At 35.5% G+C, this 20828-nt stretch carries 21 protein-coding genes; 5 read left to right on the top strand and 16 right to left on the bottom strand.

Annotated elements, in window-relative coordinates:
• Positions 1 to 32: 32 nt before the first annotated feature.
• Entirely contained in the window at positions 33 to 1193 is a 1161-nt protein-coding gene (locus Q3V31_RS09085) for a M20 peptidase aminoacylase family protein (protein WP_000729785.1), read from the top strand.
• Between the two features lie 22 nt (positions 1194 to 1215).
• Here Q3V31_RS09085 and Q3V31_RS09080 read toward each other — a convergent pair whose 3' ends face one another.
• The 3 genes from Q3V31_RS09080 to Q3V31_RS09070 all read right to left on the bottom strand — a co-directional run bounded on the left by Q3V31_RS09080 (position 1216) and on the right by Q3V31_RS09070 (position 3724).
• Positions 1216 to 2163, bottom strand: a complete 948-nt coding sequence (locus Q3V31_RS09080) for an ABC transporter permease (RefSeq protein WP_000482781.1) — start codon at positions 2161 to 2163, stop codon at positions 1216 to 1218.
• Positions 2156 to 3067 carry an ABC transporter ATP-binding protein gene (locus tag Q3V31_RS09075; RefSeq protein WP_000180620.1) on the bottom strand — a complete coding sequence of 304 codons (912 nt, stop codon included), beginning with the start codon at positions 3065 to 3067 and terminating at the stop codon, positions 2156 to 2158. Before Q3V31_RS09075 ends, Q3V31_RS09080 begins: the two co-directional genes overlap by 8 nt.
• A gap of 90 nt (positions 3068 to 3157) precedes the next feature.
• Entirely contained in the window at positions 3158 to 3724 is a 567-nt protein-coding gene (locus Q3V31_RS09070; RefSeq protein WP_071735578.1) for an ABC transporter permease, read from the bottom strand.
• 174 nt (positions 3725 to 3898) lie between these two features.
• On the opposite strand from Q3V31_RS09070, the gene Q3V31_RS09065 reads away from it, so the two are divergent.
• Positions 3899 to 4498, top strand: coding sequence for a hypothetical protein (locus tag Q3V31_RS09065; protein ID WP_001220609.1), 600 nt, complete (start codon positions 3899 to 3901; stop codon positions 4496 to 4498).
• Between the two features lie 63 nt (positions 4499 to 4561).
• Here Q3V31_RS09065 and alsR read toward each other — a convergent pair whose 3' ends face one another.
• Positions 4562 to 5467: an acetoin biosynthesis transcriptional regulator AlsR gene (gene alsR, locus Q3V31_RS09060; protein ID WP_000423231.1), complete on the bottom strand. Its 906-nt coding sequence runs from the start codon at positions 5465 to 5467 to the stop codon at positions 4562 to 4564.
• Positions 5468 to 5619: 152 nt separating this feature from the next.
• Between alsR and Q3V31_RS09055 the strand changes: the two genes are divergently transcribed.
• Together Q3V31_RS09055 and Q3V31_RS09050 are read left to right on the top strand one after the other, a co-directional pair.
• Positions 5620 to 5985 carry a CidA/LrgA family holin-like protein gene (locus Q3V31_RS09055; RefSeq protein ID WP_000872360.1) on the top strand — a complete coding sequence of 122 codons (366 nt, stop codon included), beginning with the start codon at positions 5620 to 5622 and terminating at the stop codon, positions 5983 to 5985.
• The gene (locus tag Q3V31_RS09050; protein WP_000578967.1) at positions 5982 to 6659 is read left to right on the top strand and encodes an LrgB family protein; all 678 of its coding nucleotides are present in this window, start codon (positions 5982 to 5984) and stop codon (positions 6657 to 6659) included. The genes Q3V31_RS09055 and Q3V31_RS09050 overlap by 4 nt, the downstream gene beginning before the upstream one ends.
• A 15-nt stretch (positions 6660 to 6674) precedes the next feature.
• Here the strand turns inward: Q3V31_RS09050 and Q3V31_RS09045 are convergent, their stop codons facing one another.
• Positions 6675 to 7088, bottom strand: a complete 414-nt coding sequence (locus Q3V31_RS09045; protein WP_071735581.1) for an NUDIX hydrolase — start codon at positions 7086 to 7088, stop codon at positions 6675 to 6677.
• A 139-nt stretch (positions 7089 to 7227) separates the two neighbouring features.
• On the opposite strand from Q3V31_RS09045, the gene Q3V31_RS09040 reads away from it, so the two are divergent.
• Entirely contained in the window at positions 7228 to 7428 is a 201-nt protein-coding gene (locus tag Q3V31_RS09040; protein WP_000624199.1) for a DUF3903 domain-containing protein, read from the top strand.
• Between the two features lie 310 nt (positions 7429 to 7738).
• On the opposite strand, the gene Q3V31_RS09035 is transcribed toward Q3V31_RS09040, so the two are convergent.
• From Q3V31_RS09035 to tkt, 11 genes are all read right to left on the bottom strand, one after another.
• A complete protein-coding gene (locus tag Q3V31_RS09035; protein WP_000974642.1) occupies positions 7739 to 8494 on the bottom strand; it encodes a sulfite exporter TauE/SafE family protein in 756 nt (251 codons plus the stop codon).
• A 109-nt stretch (positions 8495 to 8603) separates the two neighbouring features.
• Complete coding sequence (locus tag Q3V31_RS09030) at positions 8604 to 8750, bottom strand: BC1881 family protein (protein ID WP_000836278.1); 147 nt, start codon at positions 8748 to 8750, stop codon at positions 8604 to 8606.
• Between the two features lie 157 nt (positions 8751 to 8907).
• Entirely contained in the window at positions 8908 to 10635 is a 1728-nt protein-coding gene (locus Q3V31_RS09025; protein ID WP_090813910.1) for an S-layer homology domain-containing protein, read from the bottom strand.
• A 220-nt stretch (positions 10636 to 10855) separates the two neighbouring features.
• Positions 10856 to 11425, bottom strand: a complete 570-nt coding sequence (locus tag Q3V31_RS09020) for an MFS transporter (protein WP_090813909.1) — start codon at positions 11423 to 11425, stop codon at positions 10856 to 10858.
• Between the two features lie 172 nt (positions 11426 to 11597).
• A complete protein-coding gene (locus Q3V31_RS09015; protein ID WP_329764773.1) occupies positions 11598 to 12632 on the bottom strand; it encodes an NERD domain-containing protein in 1035 nt (344 codons plus the stop codon).
• A 219-nt stretch (positions 12633 to 12851) separates the two neighbouring features.
• Entirely contained in the window at positions 12852 to 13898 is a 1047-nt protein-coding gene (locus Q3V31_RS09010; protein ID WP_071735583.1) for a GH25 family lysozyme, read from the bottom strand.
• A gap of 200 nt (positions 13899 to 14098) precedes the next feature.
• A complete protein-coding gene (locus Q3V31_RS09005) occupies positions 14099 to 15862 on the bottom strand; it encodes an ABC transporter ATP-binding protein (protein WP_016130094.1) in 1764 nt (587 codons plus the stop codon).
• The gene (locus Q3V31_RS09000; protein ID WP_000862309.1) at positions 15862 to 17613 is read right to left on the bottom strand and encodes an ABC transporter transmembrane domain-containing protein; all 1752 of its coding nucleotides are present in this window, start codon (positions 17611 to 17613) and stop codon (positions 15862 to 15864) included. The genes Q3V31_RS09005 and Q3V31_RS09000 overlap by 1 nt, the downstream gene beginning before the upstream one ends.
• A gap of 124 nt (positions 17614 to 17737) precedes the next feature.
• Positions 17738 to 17959 carry a YneF family protein gene (locus tag Q3V31_RS08995; RefSeq protein WP_001132292.1) on the bottom strand — a complete coding sequence of 74 codons (222 nt, stop codon included), beginning with the start codon at positions 17957 to 17959 and terminating at the stop codon, positions 17738 to 17740.
• Between the two features lie 78 nt (positions 17960 to 18037).
• Complete coding sequence (gene sirA / locus Q3V31_RS08990; protein WP_000860649.1) at positions 18038 to 18478, bottom strand: sporulation inhibitor of replication protein SirA; 441 nt, start codon at positions 18476 to 18478, stop codon at positions 18038 to 18040.
• Between the two features lie 156 nt (positions 18479 to 18634).
• Complete coding sequence (tkt, locus tag Q3V31_RS08985) at positions 18635 to 20635, bottom strand: transketolase (protein WP_000019764.1); 2001 nt, start codon at positions 20633 to 20635, stop codon at positions 18635 to 18637.
• Positions 20636 to 20828 lie beyond the last annotated feature (193 nt).

Genomic DNA, 20828 nt, shown 5'->3' with positions numbered 1-20828 from the left:
AAATACTTTATTTAAGAAAGAAGGCATTATACGTGGCAGCAAATCTAGAGCAATTAACTGAGATGCTAATTTCTATTCGTCGAAATTTACATGAGCATCCAGAATTATCATACGAAGAATTTGAAACGACGAAGACTATAAAAAATTGGTTAGACGAGAAAAACATTACGATTATAAATTCTAGTTTAGAAACAGGCGTTATTGCTGAAATTTCAGGGAATAGTAGCGGGCCAATTATAGCAATCCGTGCTGATATTGATGCCCTTCCTATTCAAGAAGAAACAAATTTACCGTACACTTCAAAAATTCCTGGTAAAATGCATGCTTGTGGGCATGATTTTCATACAGCTGCTATTATAGGTGCCGCTTATTTATTAAAAGAAAAAGAATCTTCTCTTAGCGGAACTGTACGTTTTATATTCCAGCCAGCTGAAGAAAGTAGCAATGGTGCTTGCAAAGTAATTGAAGCCGGGCATTTACATGGTGTGCAAGCTATTTTCGGTATGCATAATAAACCGGATTTACCAGTAGGTACAATCGGTATTAAAGATGGTCCACTGATGGCCGGGGTCGATCGATTTGAAATTGAAATTCACGGAGTTGGTACACATGCAGCTGTACCAGATGCTGGGGTAGACCCTATTGTCGCGTCCTCTCAAATTGTTATGGCACTGCAGACAATTGTAAGTCGAAATATAAGTTCATCTCATAATGCAGTTGTTAGTGTTACAAATATCCATTCAGGAAATACGTGGAACGTTATTCCTGAAAAAGCTACGTTAGAAGGAACTGTACGTACATTCCAAGCTGAAACACGCGAAAAGATTCCAGCATTAATGGAGCGTATTATTAAAGGGGTTTCTGATGCACTAGGTGTAAAAACAGAATTCCGATTTTACCCAGGTCCTCCTACTGTTCATAACGATAAAACACTCACTAATCTTTCTATTCAAATTGCAGAGCAAATGAATCTAAACGTTATCTCTCCTACACCATCAATGGCCGGAGAAGATTTTTCTTTTTATCAACAAGAAATACCTGGTTCATTCGTTTTTATGGGAACGAGTGGTACACATGAATGGCATCATCCAGCTTTTACAGTAGATGAGCAAGCATTACCTATTAGCGCGGAGTATTTCGCCTTATTAGCCGAAAAGGCTATTCATCAATTAGCACATACAAAAAGCCGTTAAGTTAATCCTTAACGGCTTTTGCTTATGCGGTTAAATCTCGTTTTATAAATACTGTATAGGAAATCCCTAGAAATACAATTAAATACAGAAGAAGCATACAAGAAGCGAATGGGAATGTTACCCCATCAATAAAGCTCCCACCCTTTGAAAGCCCATATAAATCTGTATTCGCTGGTAATAAATATTTCGCCCATTCATATCTTGCTGCCGGAATTAGCGCTATCCCCCCTGATAATGCGAGAAATAGAGAAATCCCGATTGCACCTCCGCTCGATCTAGTTAAAACGGAAATCATAAAGGCAAATGCAGCATACACAAGAGTTGGTAGCCACGATAAAACGTAATACTTACTTGCTTCCATAAAAATATTTTGTTTTATAATATTTCCATCTTGGAAAATAAATTCACTCCATGCAGGCTGTTGGAATTTATAAATAACAAGTCCACATAAAGCGGAGAAAATCATATTAAATATAAACAATAACGCTGCAAATATAACGATTGCTAAAAATTTAGCTGTTAATATTTTAAATCGATTTGCCGGACGGATCGTTAAAAACTTATATGTTCCCCAGCTATATTCATTCGCAAAAATTGTACTTGCATACACGAGAATAAACGGAAGCAAAATTGGAAATACGATAAAACCTGTATCTCTCATGAAAGAAAGCGGAGAGCTGCTTGCCGGTGCTGTATCTGTATCTAAATGCTTCATCTTAAGCTGATATTCCTTTACCAGCTCGTCCCCAGACCGTTCTGCTAAAATAGCTTCTTTTTTCATGCCTAGTTTTTTCTCAATTTCTACAGTTCGTTCTGTATAATCGGCTTTCCACCCTTTTGTTTCTGGCTCTAAATACTTTACCGTAACCCATCCTAATCCAATAATTAATACTGCAATAACTGCAAAAGGAATAATCGTTCGCTTTCGCTTAAATATTTTATACAACTCGTTATAAACTAAATTAAACAATATCTTTTCCCCCTGTTAATTCTAAAAATTGCTCTTCTAACGTTTTTCTTTCTTCATATACACGATACACTTGAATATTTTTCTCAAGCAATGTACGAATAACATTCGGGATTTCTTCATCTTTTACATTTATAAGTAGATCATTACCTTTTATTAAAACATCTTGGTCTAACATTTCTGCCGCTCTCTTCGCATCATCTACACGTATACGGATTGTCTCCATCTCTTCGCTTTGATTATGCTGAATATTTTGCGTCGCGACATATTCTCCGTGCTGAATAATGATAACTCTGTCACACATTAATTCAACTTCTGAAAGTAAGTGACTAGATACGAGTACCGCTTTTCCTTGTTCATGTGCAATTTTCTTTATGTACATTCTCATTTCATGTATTCCACTAGGATCTAATCCATTCGTTGGTTCATCTAATATCAATACATCTGGATCATGAATAAGCGCTTGAGCAATTCCTAAACGTTGTCTCATGCCGAGTGAATATGCTTTTACTTTACGATCAATTACTTGTCCCATCCCTAGCAATTGCACTACTTCATCGATACGTTCTTCGGTTACGTTGCCATTCATTCGTCCGAAATATGTTAAATTTTCATAGCCGCTTAAGAAAGGATAAAATTCCGGTGTCTCAATTACTGCTCCAATTTTCGCAGCAGTACTCTCAAATTGCTGTTTTACAGATTGACCGTCAATCCAAACTTCGCCCTCTGTCATACGAATCATGCCGACCATCATTCTCATTAAAGTCGTTTTTCCAGCACCATTTGGTCCTAATAAGCCAACTACTTCACCTTTTTTCACTTCAAAACTAATATTTTCTACTAACGTCTTTGAACCAATTCGCTTTGTTAATCGATCAACCTTTACAATTGATTGTTCATTTGTCATACTATACAACCTTTCCTTCCCATTCTTTGTCAGGTGTTTACACTGTAACATGATTATTTTTATGTGTAAAATAGGAAAAGGCATGATTTCTCATGCCTTTTCCTTGAATGAAAACGAATTTTCATCTTGTAAACTTTGAACAAATCGAAAACATTGCATCATCGATAATAAGACGATAACGATCATAATTATACTAACAACTACTATTGCATATATTGTAATCGGTGCACTATTTATCCCTTGTATTCCTGCTATTTTCATAAAGATAATCGTAAATAATTTCAAAAATAACATCCCATTAACTAATCCAAAAACAAACGCTGCGCCATAAATGAATAATTGCTCCTGACATAATAAACATAGTGCGTTCCTATTCTCTGCTACATAAGATTTAATTTCCTCTTTCCTCACTTGCAGAAGAGCAAACGTTATTTTATATGTAGTGAAAGTACATATAAAAATGAATATAAGAAACAGCGTGTAAAAACACATTTGAAATAAAAGTGTAATCCCTAATTCCTCAACAACTACTTCGTTAAATTGAAGCGATATCATAAAAAATAAAATCATAGTACTCATAGCAACCCACATAAATTGCTTCATCCTTTTGGCAGCAAATGTTCTTATATTTTTTCTCACTAACTGACATAAAGACATATGTTCTTCCCCTACCTTACTTCATACCATACTCATTCTATAGTACTAGTGTATAAAAATATGACATTTTAAACATCGCACTACAATCTGAATTTGTTCTAAGTCTTTAGTCCTAGAAAATAAAATGGTAAAAAAATCATATTAAGAATATAATTGTAAAAAGGAGGGGGTTGCATGCGTATAAAATTACTATCAATCTTGTGTTTATTAGTTCTCACAAGTTGTAGCCCACTTAAAAACAATGAGATCGCGATTGTTGAGCCATACAAATTAACAGAAGAGCAATCTTCTATTTTACAAATGACCCCTTTTCAAGAAGGAAACAGCATGTTTTATAGCGTTACACTTAAAAATGAAAAAGATGAAATACATGCCACAATTGATTATTATCAAAATGGTAAAAAAACAAACGAAATTGTGAATACAGCTACCTCACATTTTCCAAAAAAGAAAGTAAAGCTTTCTTTTTTACCACCTCAATCCCAACTCGATAAAGATATACAAGCGCAAAAACATTGGTATGTTAATATTGAAGGTAGTTCCATGCTCGTTCCTGAAGAAGCACCTCCAAGTATAAATAGCTCTGCATCTACTACTCTTCAATCTGCTATAAAATTAAAATATAATCAAAAAACGACTTTAACAGCTATAATAAAAACGAATAAAGAAACCGTAAGAATCCCAATGCTTGAGGAAAAAAACGCTATTGACCAACTATTACAAGAAAACGAACATGTTTATCTCTTTAGTATAGAACTAAAAAAAGAACACTAAAGCGGAAATGCAATACTATTGCATTTCCGCTTTAGTGTTTAACGAGGTGTACTTTTTAATAACTTAATTAATCTCATCCTCAACTTCTATTCTTTTCTTCTCTCTTGCAATTTTCAAGAACTCTAACAGTTCTGGATTAGTATTCATTTTTTTGTAAGCCACCGACATTTCTGCTACAAAATTAGAGTCACATAGCTCCTTATACACAACTTCTGTTTTATACAATTTATTTGCTGATACAGGTATCACCGTAATTCCAATCCCTGCTGCTACAAGACCCATGACAGTTTGATACTCCGTTGCTTCTTGTACAATGTGCGGACTAAAACCTACATCACGACAAAGTGATAAAATTGTATCATATAACGCTGGCCATACTGGTCTCGTAATAAATACGAACGGTTCATCCCTTAAATCTTCGATATGTATTTCGTCCTTTTCAGCAAGCGGATGTGCCTTTGGTAAGCATAACGTACACGAAAGTTTTTGAATTGGTTCTAACTCAAGTAATTGCGTTGGAATTGGCGGACGTAAAAATCCAATATCAATTCGATTATCATGAAGTGCATGCACCTGATCCGGTGTTGACAATTCATGTAATGCTACAGACACTCTCGGAAATTTCTTTCTATACTCTCTGACGATTGACGGTAAAATATCATATATCGCCGCACCTACAAAACCAATTGAAAGTGATCCAACTTCTCCCCTTTGCGCACTTTGTGCGACTTCTACTGCTTTTTCAATTTGTTCAAACGCTTTTTTTACTTCTTTTAAAAACATTTCTCCTGCTTCTGTTAATTCAACCTTTCTCTTCGTTCTTGAAAATAACATAACTCCCATTTCTTTTTCTAATTGCTGAATTTGTTGACTAAGCGGTGGTTGTGTCATTTGTAAACGAGCTGCTGCTCGTCCAAAGTGTAACTCCTCTGCCACTACAACAAAATATTGCAAATGCCGTAATTCCATTTTGGACACCCTTTTCACTTTCGATTAATACATCTAATATATTAATAACATATAATTTATATATTAGACAAATATTTCGAATGAACGTATAGTAGAAACTGTTAATTCTTTTTTACAATTTTTATGTAAAAAAAGAAAGAGGTGGTTACTGTATGAAATGGTGGAAGTTAAGCGGACAAATATTATTATTATTTTGTTTCGCTTGGACAGGTGAATGGATTGCAAAACAGGCACACCTCCCGGTTCCAGGAAGTATAATCGGTATTTTTCTATTATTAATCTCATTAAAATTTAACATAGTGAAAAAAGAATGGATACAAGACGGTGCAGACTTTTTATTAAAAGAACTTATTTTATTTTTCATCCCTTCTGCAGTCGCTGTCATTCGTTACAAAGATACATTATCACAGTATGGAATCGATCTCATTTTAATTATCGTGATTAGTACACTTTGTGTCACTCTCGTAACAGGACTATTAACGGAATTGCTATTAAAGCGGAAAGGATCAACACAATGATCGGCTTTCTTTGTTTGTTATTAACACTATTCACATATTGGGTATCTAAAAAAATGTATCAACGTTGGAATTGGAGCTTACTTTCTCCCCTGCTTGTATGCCCAATCATTTTAATTGCTTTATTGCTCGGATTAGATACACCATACGAAACCTACGAATCTGGTAGTCATTGGCTAACAGAATTATTAAAGCCTGCAACGGTTGCTTTCGCGTGGCCAATCTATAAGTATTTTGATCTATTAAAAAAACATGGCACTGCTATTTTAATTAATGTCATTGTCGGTTCTTTTCTTTCAGTTATTACTTCAGCACTACTAGCTAATTTTTTTCAAATTGACTCTACAATAGAACAAAGTTTAGCACCGCACATTGTAACAACACCTATTGCAATGGCTATTTCAGAAATGATTGGCGGCATGTCACAATTAACAGCAGTTTTCGTCGTATTAACTGCCTTAACTGGAGCGTTACTCGGTCCTACGCTCATACGCATATGTCGTATTAAAACAGCGCTCGCAAAAGGTATAATGCTAGGTACTAGCGCGAATGGCACCGGAACATCAAAAGCATTTGAAATCGGTCCTGTAGAAGGTACAATTGCAAGTTTATCAATGCTTTTAACAGCTGGAGCTAGTTTAGTTATCGTTCCGCTTTTTTTATCTTGGTTACACTAAAAAAAAAGCAAGTGGTTAAACACTTGCTTTTTTATTTATATATTTATTTACAAGCTCCTGGTCTTCTGGAAAAGATAAAGATAATTCTTTTACTTCATCAATTCCTTTCCAAGCTATTTCATGTATTAGCTCATCAGGGTCTTGTATTTTCATGTTACCGCCTATTAACTTTACAATATAGTAATGCACATGAACTGGCCCCCCATATGTTATCCCTTTCTTTTCACATAGTTTTTCTATAATTTTCACTTCATAACCCGTTTCTTCCCACACTTCACGAGCACAGCAGTCCTCAAGTGTTTCTCCCTCTTCTTGTCCCCCGCTTGGCACAGTCCATCGTTTTTCTTCATCTACTTTTCCTTGTAGTACCATTAAAAATTCATTCTTTTCATTCATACATATAGCTGCCGTACCAATCCATCTTTTCATCCCATCTCCCCCCATACTAAATTTCGATCTTTCTATATATATCCTTGAAAAAAGAGGAATAAAGTAAAACGATGACGAAAGATTACATCAACTTCATGAGCAGTCCCTTCTTAGAAATTCAAACCGGAAGGATGAAATTATGATTTCTAAATATGTTGTGGAATGTGTTTTTTGTGAAGAGAATCGAGAACCTCGGCAGGCTATCGTCACAGTGCCCGCCACTTCTCAGCTACTAGCAATCCAAAAAGTACGGGCTGAATGCACACGGCGCTTCGGAAAAACTTTATTATTGCAAACAGAAATTAAAGAAGAATTACTCATTGAACAAAAAGAAAGCTGACCATAAATTGGCCAGCTTTCTTATCCGATCATATTTTCACATGAAGATTAGGGGCATCCTCTTTAAGGATCGGGATTTACCCATTATGTGCGTTCCATAATGGTCATCGAACAATATATTTCTATACAATAAACTATTGAATAGAATAGGGCAAAACTTGTTCGCATTTTTTAGAAAAGGGATAGGGATATAATTCAAGTAATACTTCGAATACTCGAACTTTACACTCATTATATTAAAGCAAATCCTTTTATATGGGAAATATGAATTACTTACATAATTCATTCGTAAAATATATTAATAGTTTTCTTTACTCTACTAACAACATACATCCAGCTAGTATCGGTGTCATAATCATTGAAAACCTTAAAAGCATCCGAGGTGCATAATTTGTAAACTTAGCTCCTATATATGCCCCTAACATTGTTCCAATTAAAACTTGTACTAATAATACATAATCTAAATACCCTTCCGAACTATATCCAAGCCCACCTCCAATTGCGATTGGTAATATAACAAGCATTGTCGTCCCTATAGATTGCTGAATTGTTAATCCTAATAGAACTATTAATCCAAGTTGGATAAAGGGTGCTGAACCAATCCCAAATGAACCAGCCAACATTCCAGTAACCAGTCCGAGACATATACATTTAATCAAGTTATCTTTCGAAAGTTCGTTATGCCCTTTTAAAGACGACCGTTCCTTTTTTTGAAATATAATTAATCGAATAAACATAAAAATTGCAGATAAAAATAACATTCCCGCTGTAAACCAATGTAGAAGATTCGCTGGTATTAGCGAACCAAACTTTGAACCAATAAAGGAACCAATCGCTCCAAATCCCCCAACAATTCCGCCTATTACAAATACAACATTCCCTTCTCTATAATGACTTACTACCCCAGATAATGTCGTAAATGCCATAGCAGTTAGAGATGTTGCAAGAGCAACGTGAATAGGGATATGGAATACTAAAGTGAGTATCGCGATGATAAATCCAGCTCCTCCTGCTCCGACAAACCCTAATAAAACTCCCATTAATAACATTGTTATAATAATTGCCACATATTCCCCCTCCAATATTCCAATTATCTATCACATGCGCACCTCTATACAAACAAAAAGCATCCTAAATGGATGCTCTTTCTACTTTTTCTATATTAATAATATGTACTTACTCTTGATTAATCAAAATAACAGCGGGACCAGAAACAACTACCCCGGCCACTTCTATCTTTTCAAATTCCATCACTGTAATAGATATAACCCCTTCTCTTTCCATCAATTCCTTACTCAGGACTTCAGTCGGTATTGATTTCACCGTCCTACCTCCTTTTCATTTTATACAAAAACTACCCAATGCCTCTAAATATATGCATCACCTCCACTTTCATTCCTTATTCCAGTCAAAATTCATATCCCCTTTCTATAACATATTGAAAAATAAAAAAGCACTCGCCAAAGCGAATGCCTTTCCATTATTTACTCTCTATTACTTTTAACATTCTATTAATAAATGCTGCGGATTCCCCACGTGTTGCAGAACCTTTTGGCATAAACTCATTATTCTCATTCCCTTTTACGATACCTAACCCATAAACACGTTGAACCGCCTGTTTATCATAAGCTAAATTTTGATCCTTAAATGGTAATGGAACTAAATTACCTTTTATATTTTTGTATTGCAATGCACGATCAATCATAATGACAGCTTCATCACGTTTAATCGTATCATTCGGGGCAAATATATCATTTCCTCGTCCACTTATAATCCCAGCACTAGCTGCACGATTAATACCATCTACTAGCGATGGATGAGCTGTGCTTAAATCTTTGAAATTCGATTTTCCCTCTGGTAATTGCAATGATCTTGAAACTAAATTCGCAAATTCACCACGTGTTACAAGACGTTCTGGCCAGTAAGAACCCTTTCCGTCTCCAACCATAATGCCTCTTTTATCTAATTCACGAATATCTGCTTCATACCAACCACCAGTTATATCATCTTTATGATTCGCATCATAATAAGCTTTCGTTCCCTGTAAAAATGGCTCCCATGCATTATTCTTTATCATAATGGCCGGACAATTCTTTCCGCTCCAAAATTGATGTTTTTTCACATTTTCTAAAGGAATATTTAATTCCCCCATTAAATATGCTGCTAGTTTGCGAGCATTTTCCACAGCTTTATTATAATCACCATCTTGGTTGACAGCAATTTCAATTGCAATTGATTCTCTATTACCAGTTCCTTCCGCTCCATCTCCAGCATGCCAACCATTTTCATTTAATGGTAGATGTTGATAAATTTCTTTATCATCTACTGTAAAATGCCAAGATGCTGAACGATCAGTCGTTCCTGTTGCTTGACTGTATAAATATTGTGCATGGTTGCTAGCATTTGCTCCAACACTATAATTATCTGTCTCATGAATTGTAATGTATTTTGGTTTCATCGCATAACCTGGACGAATATTTTCATTACCTGTTGGTACAATCATTTCCTTTAATGGTACACCGTAAATATCCGTTGTTTTCTCTGCTGATGGCGCTGCATACATAACCGCTGCACGTTTCGTACGAGTTGGAGTTGTACTTTGAATAAGAGATGCTTTTGTACCCTCAAATTTTGCTGAAGGTGAATAAATCCATTTCACCTCATTATCTATTTGGACTTGGAACCACTCTCCAACTTGTCCAATTGCAATAATTGTTTGCGGCTGTAACACTTTCTCATCTTTATATGAATTAAATGGTGCAGAATATGTAGCTGTCTCTTCATTAATTACTAACTTTTCGTTTGCCAAGCGATAAACTTCCTTAACCTCTACATTTCCTTCACTACTTTGTATCCACCCAGCTCCAGATTCTGTTTGTACATAGTAAGCGTTTCCTTTTCGTTTTTCGGCTTTCACTACTTGATTAGAAAGCTGAACACCTGTCACTTTTTGTAAATCAGCAGAATCAAATAAAGATGCTGAACTTATTATATGTACAAGAAAATCTCCTTGCGCTTCATTTGTTATTCCTTTGTCCTCTCCACGCCCATCTTCATCTTTCATATGGGTTTCAATACTTTTTAAAGCTTGCTCGTCAGTTGAAATTGTTACAGTCTTTTCTACCGTATCAGCATAGGAAGAACTTGGAATAGTTACCAAACCAAATACAATTGATGCAGCTAAAACATTATAAAATCCTTTTTTCATACTAATTATTTAACACGTTTATATCTTAATTCGTGTTAACTTCCCTCCCTAATCTAAAATCTTTAAGGCTATCTAGCAAACTTCTAAACTAAATAACCCTTTACAATATAACAAACTCTATCTCATTCGTATAGATAGGAATGACTACTATTTGCCTGTTTTTTCTATATTGGAATATAGAAAAGAAGCTATAAAAGATATAGCTTCTCCTCTCACTATTTCAATCTCGTTGTACCTTATACTCTATAACTCTACCATCTTTATCAAATTGCAAAACAAGACATTCACTATCTATAGGAATGAAACTACGTTCATTCCCAAGATAGTATAGTGTAGTAATTCCCGTTTTCAAACTGCTTGTTTTCGTAGGGGCCCCTAACAATTTTATGATTTCCTCATTTGATTTCCCTATCAATTTATGCCGCTTTAATAAGTCATCTATCATATATACCCGTTTTTCTTCATCATTTAACCACCGATCCTGATTAAAATTTGAAGTGTATTTATTTAAACTTAATTGTAAAGTACATACTATCAATGGAATGAGAGCAACCATCATTACAGTGAACAGCTGTTTCTTATCTTTATCATGTCTTGCTGATACATGTAAGACAGCCTTTTGAATAATAACTAGTAGAATAAAAGGCATTGCTACTACAAAAATACTCATTACACTCAATGACACATGAACCATATCAATAACAAAAATAAACACAAGATACATTACTATATACAAACAAAAATAAATGTACAATATCCCCCAAAATATAGGGCTTTTACCTTTCTCCACCTAACGCACCTACTTTATCCCGCTATTTACGATCAGTATGACTCGCATCTCAAAATTCGGCCGTACAGCAAAGAAATTAAGTGGAAATCAGTTTGCCTGTAAATGCCCGATTAGTATAACCAATTGTCGGCGTGGGGTTGATCCCCCATTGACTAAAGTCTCACTTTACTTTTCACTTCGTAACATACTTCATCTGGCCAATTATATCTCTAATCTTTTGTAGTTCTTGTACTGTATATATTACTTTACCTGTTAAAATTTCATTTCTGAAAAACGTTACAATTTGCTCTCTATCTTTTAATCTCGGCAATTTTTCATTAGAAAGATCAATAACTTCTTTGCCACTCTCATTTTCAAAATATACAACCGGTTTCACTTTTTCCTTTACAATATCTACTTGTATTTCTTCCAAATAATCATATACAGTTTGAGCTAATTTTTCCGCTTTATATACTGGATTCCCTTCATTTCTTACTTGCAAAGTTAATGAAGTTTGATCCGTAATAAATTCAAATGTCTCTTCTTTTTCAATTTCATGTTGATACTTGCCGATTTCATCAATCATAAATGAATATATACCCGCATTTTCTCTCGTTAAGCCATGGATTAATTTTCCCGTCCATTCTTTCGTCTCAAGTAAATACATGCCAGCTTTACATAAGATGAGGTGATGGATTCGATTATCGTTTATTTCACGTTTGTTTCTATATTTATTACTTCTCATAAAAATGTTCGGCATAATATGAAGTTCTTCTTCTAGTATGATTCCTTGCTCGACAAAACCTCGCTTCATATAATGTAACGTTTCGTGCGTACTCATTTCAGCACCAGTTTTTGTATACTCTCGTAAATCTGCAATTAAATTTTGAAACATATGTATTTCGTTAATATGTTTATCTTGCATTTCACTACGTTCTTTACTATGTTGAACAGCTAGTTGATTTTTCATCATACGCATATTTTCAAGTTCTTTAGCTGTACTCACTTGTAAATCATTATATTTTTTCTGTTCCATATTCTTCAAAGTACTTTGTTGTTCTTTATGCTCTGTAATCGTAGCTGCAATTTCACTTTCATACGTTTCAATCGCTTGTTTCTTTTCAAATTCCACTTGCTGACTTTCTGATTCTAACTGTTTATTTTTATAAAACAGCACAAACACTACAGCTAATAATATTAAAATCCCACCTATTAGCACATACTCCATATTTTTTCTCCTTTATTTCACGTCCGATTATTTTTATAAATATATCGATTATATTATACTATGCTTTTAATATACAATTTGTAAAAATAATATATTTTTTATAAAAAGGCTTCTCAAATAAGATGCCTTTTTATAGTAAAACCGCTGGTGAAAAACAATTGGTATTGGTCAATTGTCTAATAATCAATGTGGACAATCCTCATCAATTAAAGTTTCACTTTATTGCACACCATATTGAATATAACTTGAATCATAGTATACCCATTGATTTGTACCTAAGCAAAGCCATCCATCTTGCTTACTCCACACTCGATATGATTCACCATGATGTAACTGTCTTATTACATTCCCGTTTAATGATGGAGCGTCTCGCAGATTCACATTATCGCCAGTAATAGTTGCCACATAATGTTTATACTGAATATAACTTGAATCATTATATACCCACTGATTTGTTCCTAAACAGAGCCATCCATCTTGTTCTCCCCAAACTTCATATGATTCGCCACGATGCAATTGGCGAATTACACTAGACTGTAAAGATGGTCCACTTCGTAAATTCACATTATCTCCATTAATTACAGCAACTCCGTATACCGGAGTCGCATTATTAGGCGTGGGAACATTACCTCCACCACTTGCTCCATTTCCTTGTAAAGCTTCTAATGAAACAGCTGCTGATACATCACAATTTCCTACACCTGAAATTTGACCAGAATCTGTGTACTGCCATGCTGTCCACTCTGTCCATCCACCAGCATCAGCAGGCGGTATACTAGAATATCTGGAAATCCATAGTGGAATGTCACTTAACCCGCTAATTCCAAATTCATTAATATACCAAACTCCTGTATATAACATTACATTTTTCCCAGTAGCTTGTTTCACATAATTTACGAAACTTCTTGCCCAATTCGATATCATCGCACCCGTTAAACTACTATTGCTAGTATCCGTTGGCGATTCTAAATCTAAAACAGGAATTAAGTCCGTCTGATTACTCTGTAATATATTCACAAAATATTTCGCTTCTGAAATGGCATCATTTTGTTCTGGCTGCGCAAAATGATATGCACCAATTAATACATTCGCATTTCTCGCGGCTTGTACATTTTGAACGAAAGTAGGGTCAATATAGTTCACACCTTCCGTCGCTTTTGCATACGCCGCTGGAATACCAGATGACTTCACAGCATTCCAATCGATGTTTCCTTCCCAATGAGACACATCGATAAACGTAATATTTGAACTGGATCTATTTTGCATATAAAAGCTCCTATCAAATTTTTTTATTCCGTATACAATATGTATAACTTCAGTTAGTGGACACGACTTTTATGCTATAGTAAGAAAGTTCTAATATATTTATTTTGTCGAGATATTTAAGAAAAAAGTGAAATTGAAACTACACTGTACACCAGAAACTCCATTAATACACTTTTAACAGCAAAAAAAAGACCTTGTAATTACAAGGCCTTTTGCAAACTACCTTTATTTTGCAGTAAGTACATATTGTAATAAAGTCCTTGTTTACTAAGTAACTCTTGATGTGTTCCGCTTTCTACAATTCTCCCTTCATGCATAACAAATATTTGATCCGCGTCTTGGATTGTAGACAATCTGTGCGCAATCGCTATCGTTGTTCTGCCTTTTCGCATTTGCTGCAATGCCGTTTGGATAGCCTCCTCTGTTTCTGTATCAATATTTGCCGTCGCTTCATCTAACACTAATACTTTCGGATTGGTTGCTATCGTTCTAGCAAAAGCAATTAATTGCCTTTGACCACTAGAAAATGCAGCTCCTCTTTCGACAACTTCAGTATCATACTGCTCTGGTAATTTTTCAATAAACGTATTCGCTTGCACAAACTTTGCTGCTTCCTCTATCTCTTCATCCGTAATCTCTTCATTATACATACGAATGTTTTGCTTTACATTTCCAGCAAATAAAAATGCATCTTGCAGCACAAGACCAATTTTCTTTCGAATTTCTTGTTCTTCAAACTTCTCTAAATCTACTCCGTCTATTACAATATTTCCTGATTTAATATTGTAAAATCTCATTAATAAATTCATAATCGTACTCTTTCCGCTACCAGTATGCCCTACGAAAGCAACCGTTTGCCCTGGCTTTACGTGAAAAGATACATTTTTTAAAACGTCACGCTTTCCATCATATGAAAAAGTAACATCTTTAAACTGAATTTCTCCGTTAACTACTCTTGGCTGTTCACTCCCCATTTGAACAGGAGCTAAATCTTTATCATCCATTAAATGAAATACACGCGATGATGAAACAAGCGCTTGCTGGAAGAAAGATAGTTTCATCATCATCTCATTTACCGGCTGGAAGAAACGATGAATATAATTAACGAAAGCATATAAAACCCCTACTTCAACAGGACTCTTTAAAGCATCGATTCCGAATAAACCAAGTACTAACGCAATTGCTACAATATGAACAAGATCTGTTGCTGGACGTAAAAGTAATGCATCTAATTTCAATGTACGACGTCCAGCACTAAAATGTTTATTGTTCACTTCTTCAAATTCTTTTCTCATCCGCTTTTCTTGCCGGAACACCTGAACAATATTCATACCTTGAATGGACTCATTTAACTTTGCATTTAATATACTCAGCTGATTGCGTACCTCTAAATAAAAAGCTGCACTTTTCCGTTGATACAACACCATAATTGCAAACATTATCGGAATTAATATGAGCGAAAATAGCGCTAATTTTACATCTAATAAAAACATCGCTACTAAAATCCCTACTAAAAAGACTACATTTTTCACGAATGTTGATAGTACACTAACATAAAAATCCTTAATCGCTTCTGTATCATTCGTTATGCGGGATACGAGCGTACCAATCGGCGTACGATCAAAGAAGCTTAATGACAATTTTTGAACATGTTCATACACTTCAACTCGCATATCTTGGACAATCTTAAAAGCGATATTTTGAAAGTACAATAAGTCTAAATAAGTAAATAATACTTTTAATAAATGAGCAATAATATACACTACAAATAGGGTTACAAGTGCTGATTGTTCAAAGTTACCTGGCACTAAGTGTTCATCAAGAAATTGTTTAATTAAAAAAGGACCCATCATTTCAGTTACAGTTGCACCAACTAGAAATAAAAATGCTAACGCTAATAACCCTTTATACGGCCTCATATAAGAAAGCAACCTTCTTAAATCACTCCGTTTTTTCTCAACCATCATACGCCCCCTTTCTCTACTAATGCCTCTAACTGCTGGCTTTCGTACATTTCTTTATACCAACCATTTTCTTTCATTAATTGCTCATGTGTCCCTCGCTGCATAACTCTACCTTCATCAATAACAAGAATAAGATTTGCATGCTGAATAGCACTTAAACGATGGGCAGTAATAATCGTCGTTTTCTCTGCCCTTTCTCGTTTCAATGCAGTTAAAATAGTTTCTTCTGTTTTTGCATCTACGGCTGATAAACAATCATCTAATATTAAAATTTCAGCATTTGTTAATAATGCACGCGCAATAGAGATTCGCTGTTTTTGACCTCCTGATAGTGAAACGCCTCTTTCACCTACTACAGTGTCATACCCTTCTGGAAATTGAAATATATCATTATGAATACAAGCAATATCAGCAGCGCGGCTAATTTCTTTATATGTAGCATCGGCCTTTCCAAAAGCAATGTTCTCCCCAATACTCGCTGAAAATAAAAAGTGATCTTGCGGTACATATGAAATTGCAGAACGCACACCGTGAAGTGTTAAATCTCGAATATCCCGCTCCCCAACTTTTAATTCACCATTAAAATGATCATACTCTCGAATTAAACATTTTAACAACGTCGTCTTCCCTGCACCGGTACGTCCTACAATTCCTAACGTTTCACCTTTTCTTAAGTTAAAGTAAATATCTTTTAAGTTTAATAGTTCATTCTTTTTATAAGAAAACGAATCAACAGCGAACGAAACATCACCACTTGCTATAGTATTTATAGCATTTTCCCTATTCACTACATCTGAAGTTTGTGAAAGTATTTTCTCCACACGATCATACGAAGCACGTCCACGCTCCATAATATTAAATAGCCATCCAAACGCTAACATTGGCCATACAAGTGTCCCTAAGTACGTTGTAAATGTTACCAATTCCCCTACAGTTAATTCACCCCGTACGACTAATAATGATCCGTAACAAATTGCGATTAAAAATGAAAATCCGACAATTAAGGAAATCGTTGGATCGAATAACGAGTCAATACGTGCAACTAGCATATTTTTATGTACGACATCTTCAGATTTTTTCCGAAACGCTTGTAAATCCTCTTTCTCTTGTCCAAGTGAGCGAATTACCTTCATCCCACTCATACTTTCTTGTACTTTATCATTGATTTCAGAAAACGATTGCTGTGCCTTATGAAATCTTCTATGCAATAAAGTTCCATAATAATTTGTAGAAATAGCTACAATTGGCATCGGAATTAAACTTAATAACGTTAACTTCCAACTAATTGTAAATCCCATCGCTACGAGTACACATCCTCCAACAGCTAATGAATCAACGAGTGTTAAAACACCTGACCCCGCAGTTTGCTGAATCGCCTGAATATCATTGGTCGCATGTGCCATCAAATCGCCTGTGCGACGTGATTGATAAAAGGATGGGCTCATCTTAGTAAAATGTTCATATAGATTCTTTCGCAGTTGACGAGCTAGTTTTAAAGAAGATCCAAAAATCATAATACGCCATAAGTAACGTAATATATACATCGCAATTCCTACAACTACTAATAGAATAACCCAGTTCAACAATTTTTCAGACGTTAATGTTCCATTATTAATTTCATCTACTACAATCCCTAGTACTCTTGGCGCTACAAGTTCAAGAAGCGCGACACCAAATAACATAATAATTCCGATTATGTACGCTCGTTTTTCTTGCTTAAAAAACCAAGCTAAATTAAAAAACACTTTCATATTTATCCTCCTCCCTTAAAATGAGCGATGTTTTCAGTTTACCAAAAACACAGAATTTTTAAAAGTTTTAAACACTTATTATACCCAAAAGAAAAGGACACTCGGTAAGAGTGCCCTTTAGCGCTTATTTCGTTTGTTGCTTGTTCATCGCGCTCATCATTTGATTGATTTTCTTTTGGGAAGGTTTTTGCCCCATTTGCATCATCATCATTTTTAGCATTTGTTCGTTAATTGGTGGATTTTTTTGTAAGTAATTCATCATATATTTGCGGGCAATGAAAAATCCTAACGCCACGCCTGCTACTAGTGCTACTACGCCCACTAGAATACCTAACCACATTGGCATATCTTTTCCTCCTTCATGTTGTCTACCTTACAGTGTACTAAAACCTTTTCAATAAGACAAGATACTATTCGACATTTTTTACACATATGTTCGTACTTGTTTGAGAGGATTTAACCAGCCGTACTTTTTATTTTCATAATCCATCGCTAAAAATGTTAACTCACACTTTCTAAGCACCTCAAAGAAAGTTGTTTCCATGGATACATTTCCAGAAGTATTCATTCGAATATATTGTGATTTCACGACTATTTCGCCGTATTCAGCTCCTGTATAAAGCGTATGAGTATAATTCGTTCTTTCATATTTGCCAAGAACACGCAAAGCTTGTTCTAATTTATGATGAATTTTCATTACTTGTAACGGCATCGTAATATACGTCATTTGTTTATATAATACTTTCTTCTCCGAAAGGGACCCAGATTCTGAAAATCGAGCAAATAAATCAAAAAACAAATATTCACGACCAAAGTAAGCTTTCGCAATATCCTCTTGAATTAAATACAATTCATACGTTTTCATTTTTCCCCTCCCAATCTGGACAACCTTTTCCCTACATTATATAAGAGAAAATTTGCAATGATTGTCTGACTACGGAGAGAGAAAAAACTTTTTCTGTCGAAAAAACTCAACTACATAGAAAAATCTCCCCATGCTGGAGAGATTTTTCTAAAATCATTAAAGCATTTCTTTTACTTTACGAACAACGTTCTCTACAGTAAATCCATACTCTTCCATAATCTTCTCACCAGGAGCAGAAGCACCGAATGTATCGATACCTAGTACATCTCCATCAAGACCTACGTAACGGTGCCATCCGATTGTAGCACCCATTTCAATTGCGAAACGTTTCGTTACCGCTTTTGGTAGTACAGATTCTTTGTACTCAGCAGTTTGAGCTTCAAAGCGATCCATAGATGGCATGCTAACAACAGCTGCATCAACGCCGTCTGCTGCTAGAGCTTTTTGCGCTTCAATTGCTAAGCTTACTTCAGATCCAGTTGCAATTAAGATTACATCAGCAGTTTCTTTTTTGCTTGCAGAAACTACATATGCACCTTTTGCTACTTTTTCATAAGTGTCGTCTTTTGCACCTTCTAATGTTGGAAGATCTTGACGAGTTAACACTAATGCAGTTGGTGTTTTTGTTGATTCTAGAGCTAATCTCCAAGCTGCAACTGATTCGTTACCGTCTGCTGGACGAATAACAGAAACGTTTGGCATTGCACGAAGTGCTGCTAATTGTTCAACCGGCTCATGTGTTGGACCATCTTCACCAACAGCGATACTATCATGTGTGAATACATACGTTACAGGCAATTGCATTAATGCTGCAAGACGAATTGCTGGACGTAAGTAGTCAGAGAATACGAAGAACGTACCACCGTAAGTTTTTAAACCGCCATGAAGTGCGATACCGTTCATTGCTGCACCCATTGCGAATTCACGTACACCGTACCAAATGTTTTTTCCGCTGTAATCAGCTCTTGTAAAGTCTTTTTCGTTATTCATGTATGTTTTGTTAGAACCAGCAAGGTCAGCAGATCCACCGAAGAATGATGGTACAGACTCTGCAATTGCATTAATTACAGCACCTGAAGAATTACGTGTTGCTGCTTTTGATCCTAATTCATAAGTTGGTAAGCTTTGTTCCCAACCTTCTGGAAGAAGACCGTTCATTGCTGCTTGCAGTTCGTTTGCTAATTCTGGATATGCTTGTGCATATTCACCGAGCATCGTGTTCCACGCAGCTTGCGTCGTTTCACCAACATCTTGTACTGTTTTACGGAAGTTGTCATATACTTCTTCTGCTACATGGAAGTCTTGTTCAGCAGTCCAAGCGTATGCTTCTTTCGTTAATTTTGTTTCGTCTACACCAAGTGGAGAACCATGTGAAGCTGATTTTCCTGATTTGTTTGGAGAACCGAAACCAATTGTCGTTCTTACTTCAATTAGCGTTGGGCGTTTTTCGTCAGCTTTCGCTTCTTCAATTGCTTTTGCGATCGCTTCAATATCGTTTCCATCCTCAACACGGATTACTTGCCAGCCGTATGCTTTGTAACGATCTTCTACACTTTCAGAGAATGAACGATTTAAATCGCCATCTAATGAAATATCGTTTGAATCGTAAAGTACAACAAGACGACCTAATTGTAAATGAGCAGCTAATGAAGATGCTTCAGCAGAAACGCCTTCCATTAAATCTCCATCACCACAAATAGCGTATGTATGATGATCTACTACATTATACGCATCACGGTTGTATTTAGCCGCTAAATGTCTTTCAGCCATTGCCATACCTACAGCAGTTGCAATACCTTGTCCAAGTGGACCAGTAGTTGCGTCTACACCTGCTGTATGACCGTACTCAGGATGTCCTGGAGTTTTGCTTCCCCATTGACGGAAGTTCTTTAAGTCATCCATTGTTACATCATAACCAGATAGGTGAAGTAGGCTGTATAATAACATTGAACCATGACCTGCAGATAATACGAAACGATCGCGGTTAAACCACGTTGGGTTATTTGGATTGTGTTTCATAAATTGAGTCCATAATGTATAAGCCATTGGTGCTGCACCCATTGGCATTCCTGGGTGACCAGAGTTTGCTTTTTCAATCGCATCAATGGATAATGTGCGAATCGTGTTGATAGAAAGTTGTTCGATTGAATGTGACATGCTATTCTTCCCTTCGCGTATGTTAGTAAACGTTTTATACATTTATATGATAGCTTCCCACGCAAGATTATACAACATGTATCGACAAATATGTTGATGTTTTTTTGATATTTTATAAAAAAATCAATGTTTCCGGGAATGTATGGGCATTCAATATGACATACTTTTTTATTGTTTTTATTTTAAAAAGAAA

The sequence above is a fragment of the Bacillus nitratireducens genome, assembly GCF_036320425.1.
Taxonomy (GTDB): Bacteria; Bacillota; Bacilli; order Bacillales; family Bacillaceae_G; genus Bacillus_A; species Bacillus_A nitratireducens.
This window is presented reverse-complemented; position numbering and strand designations above follow the sequence as displayed.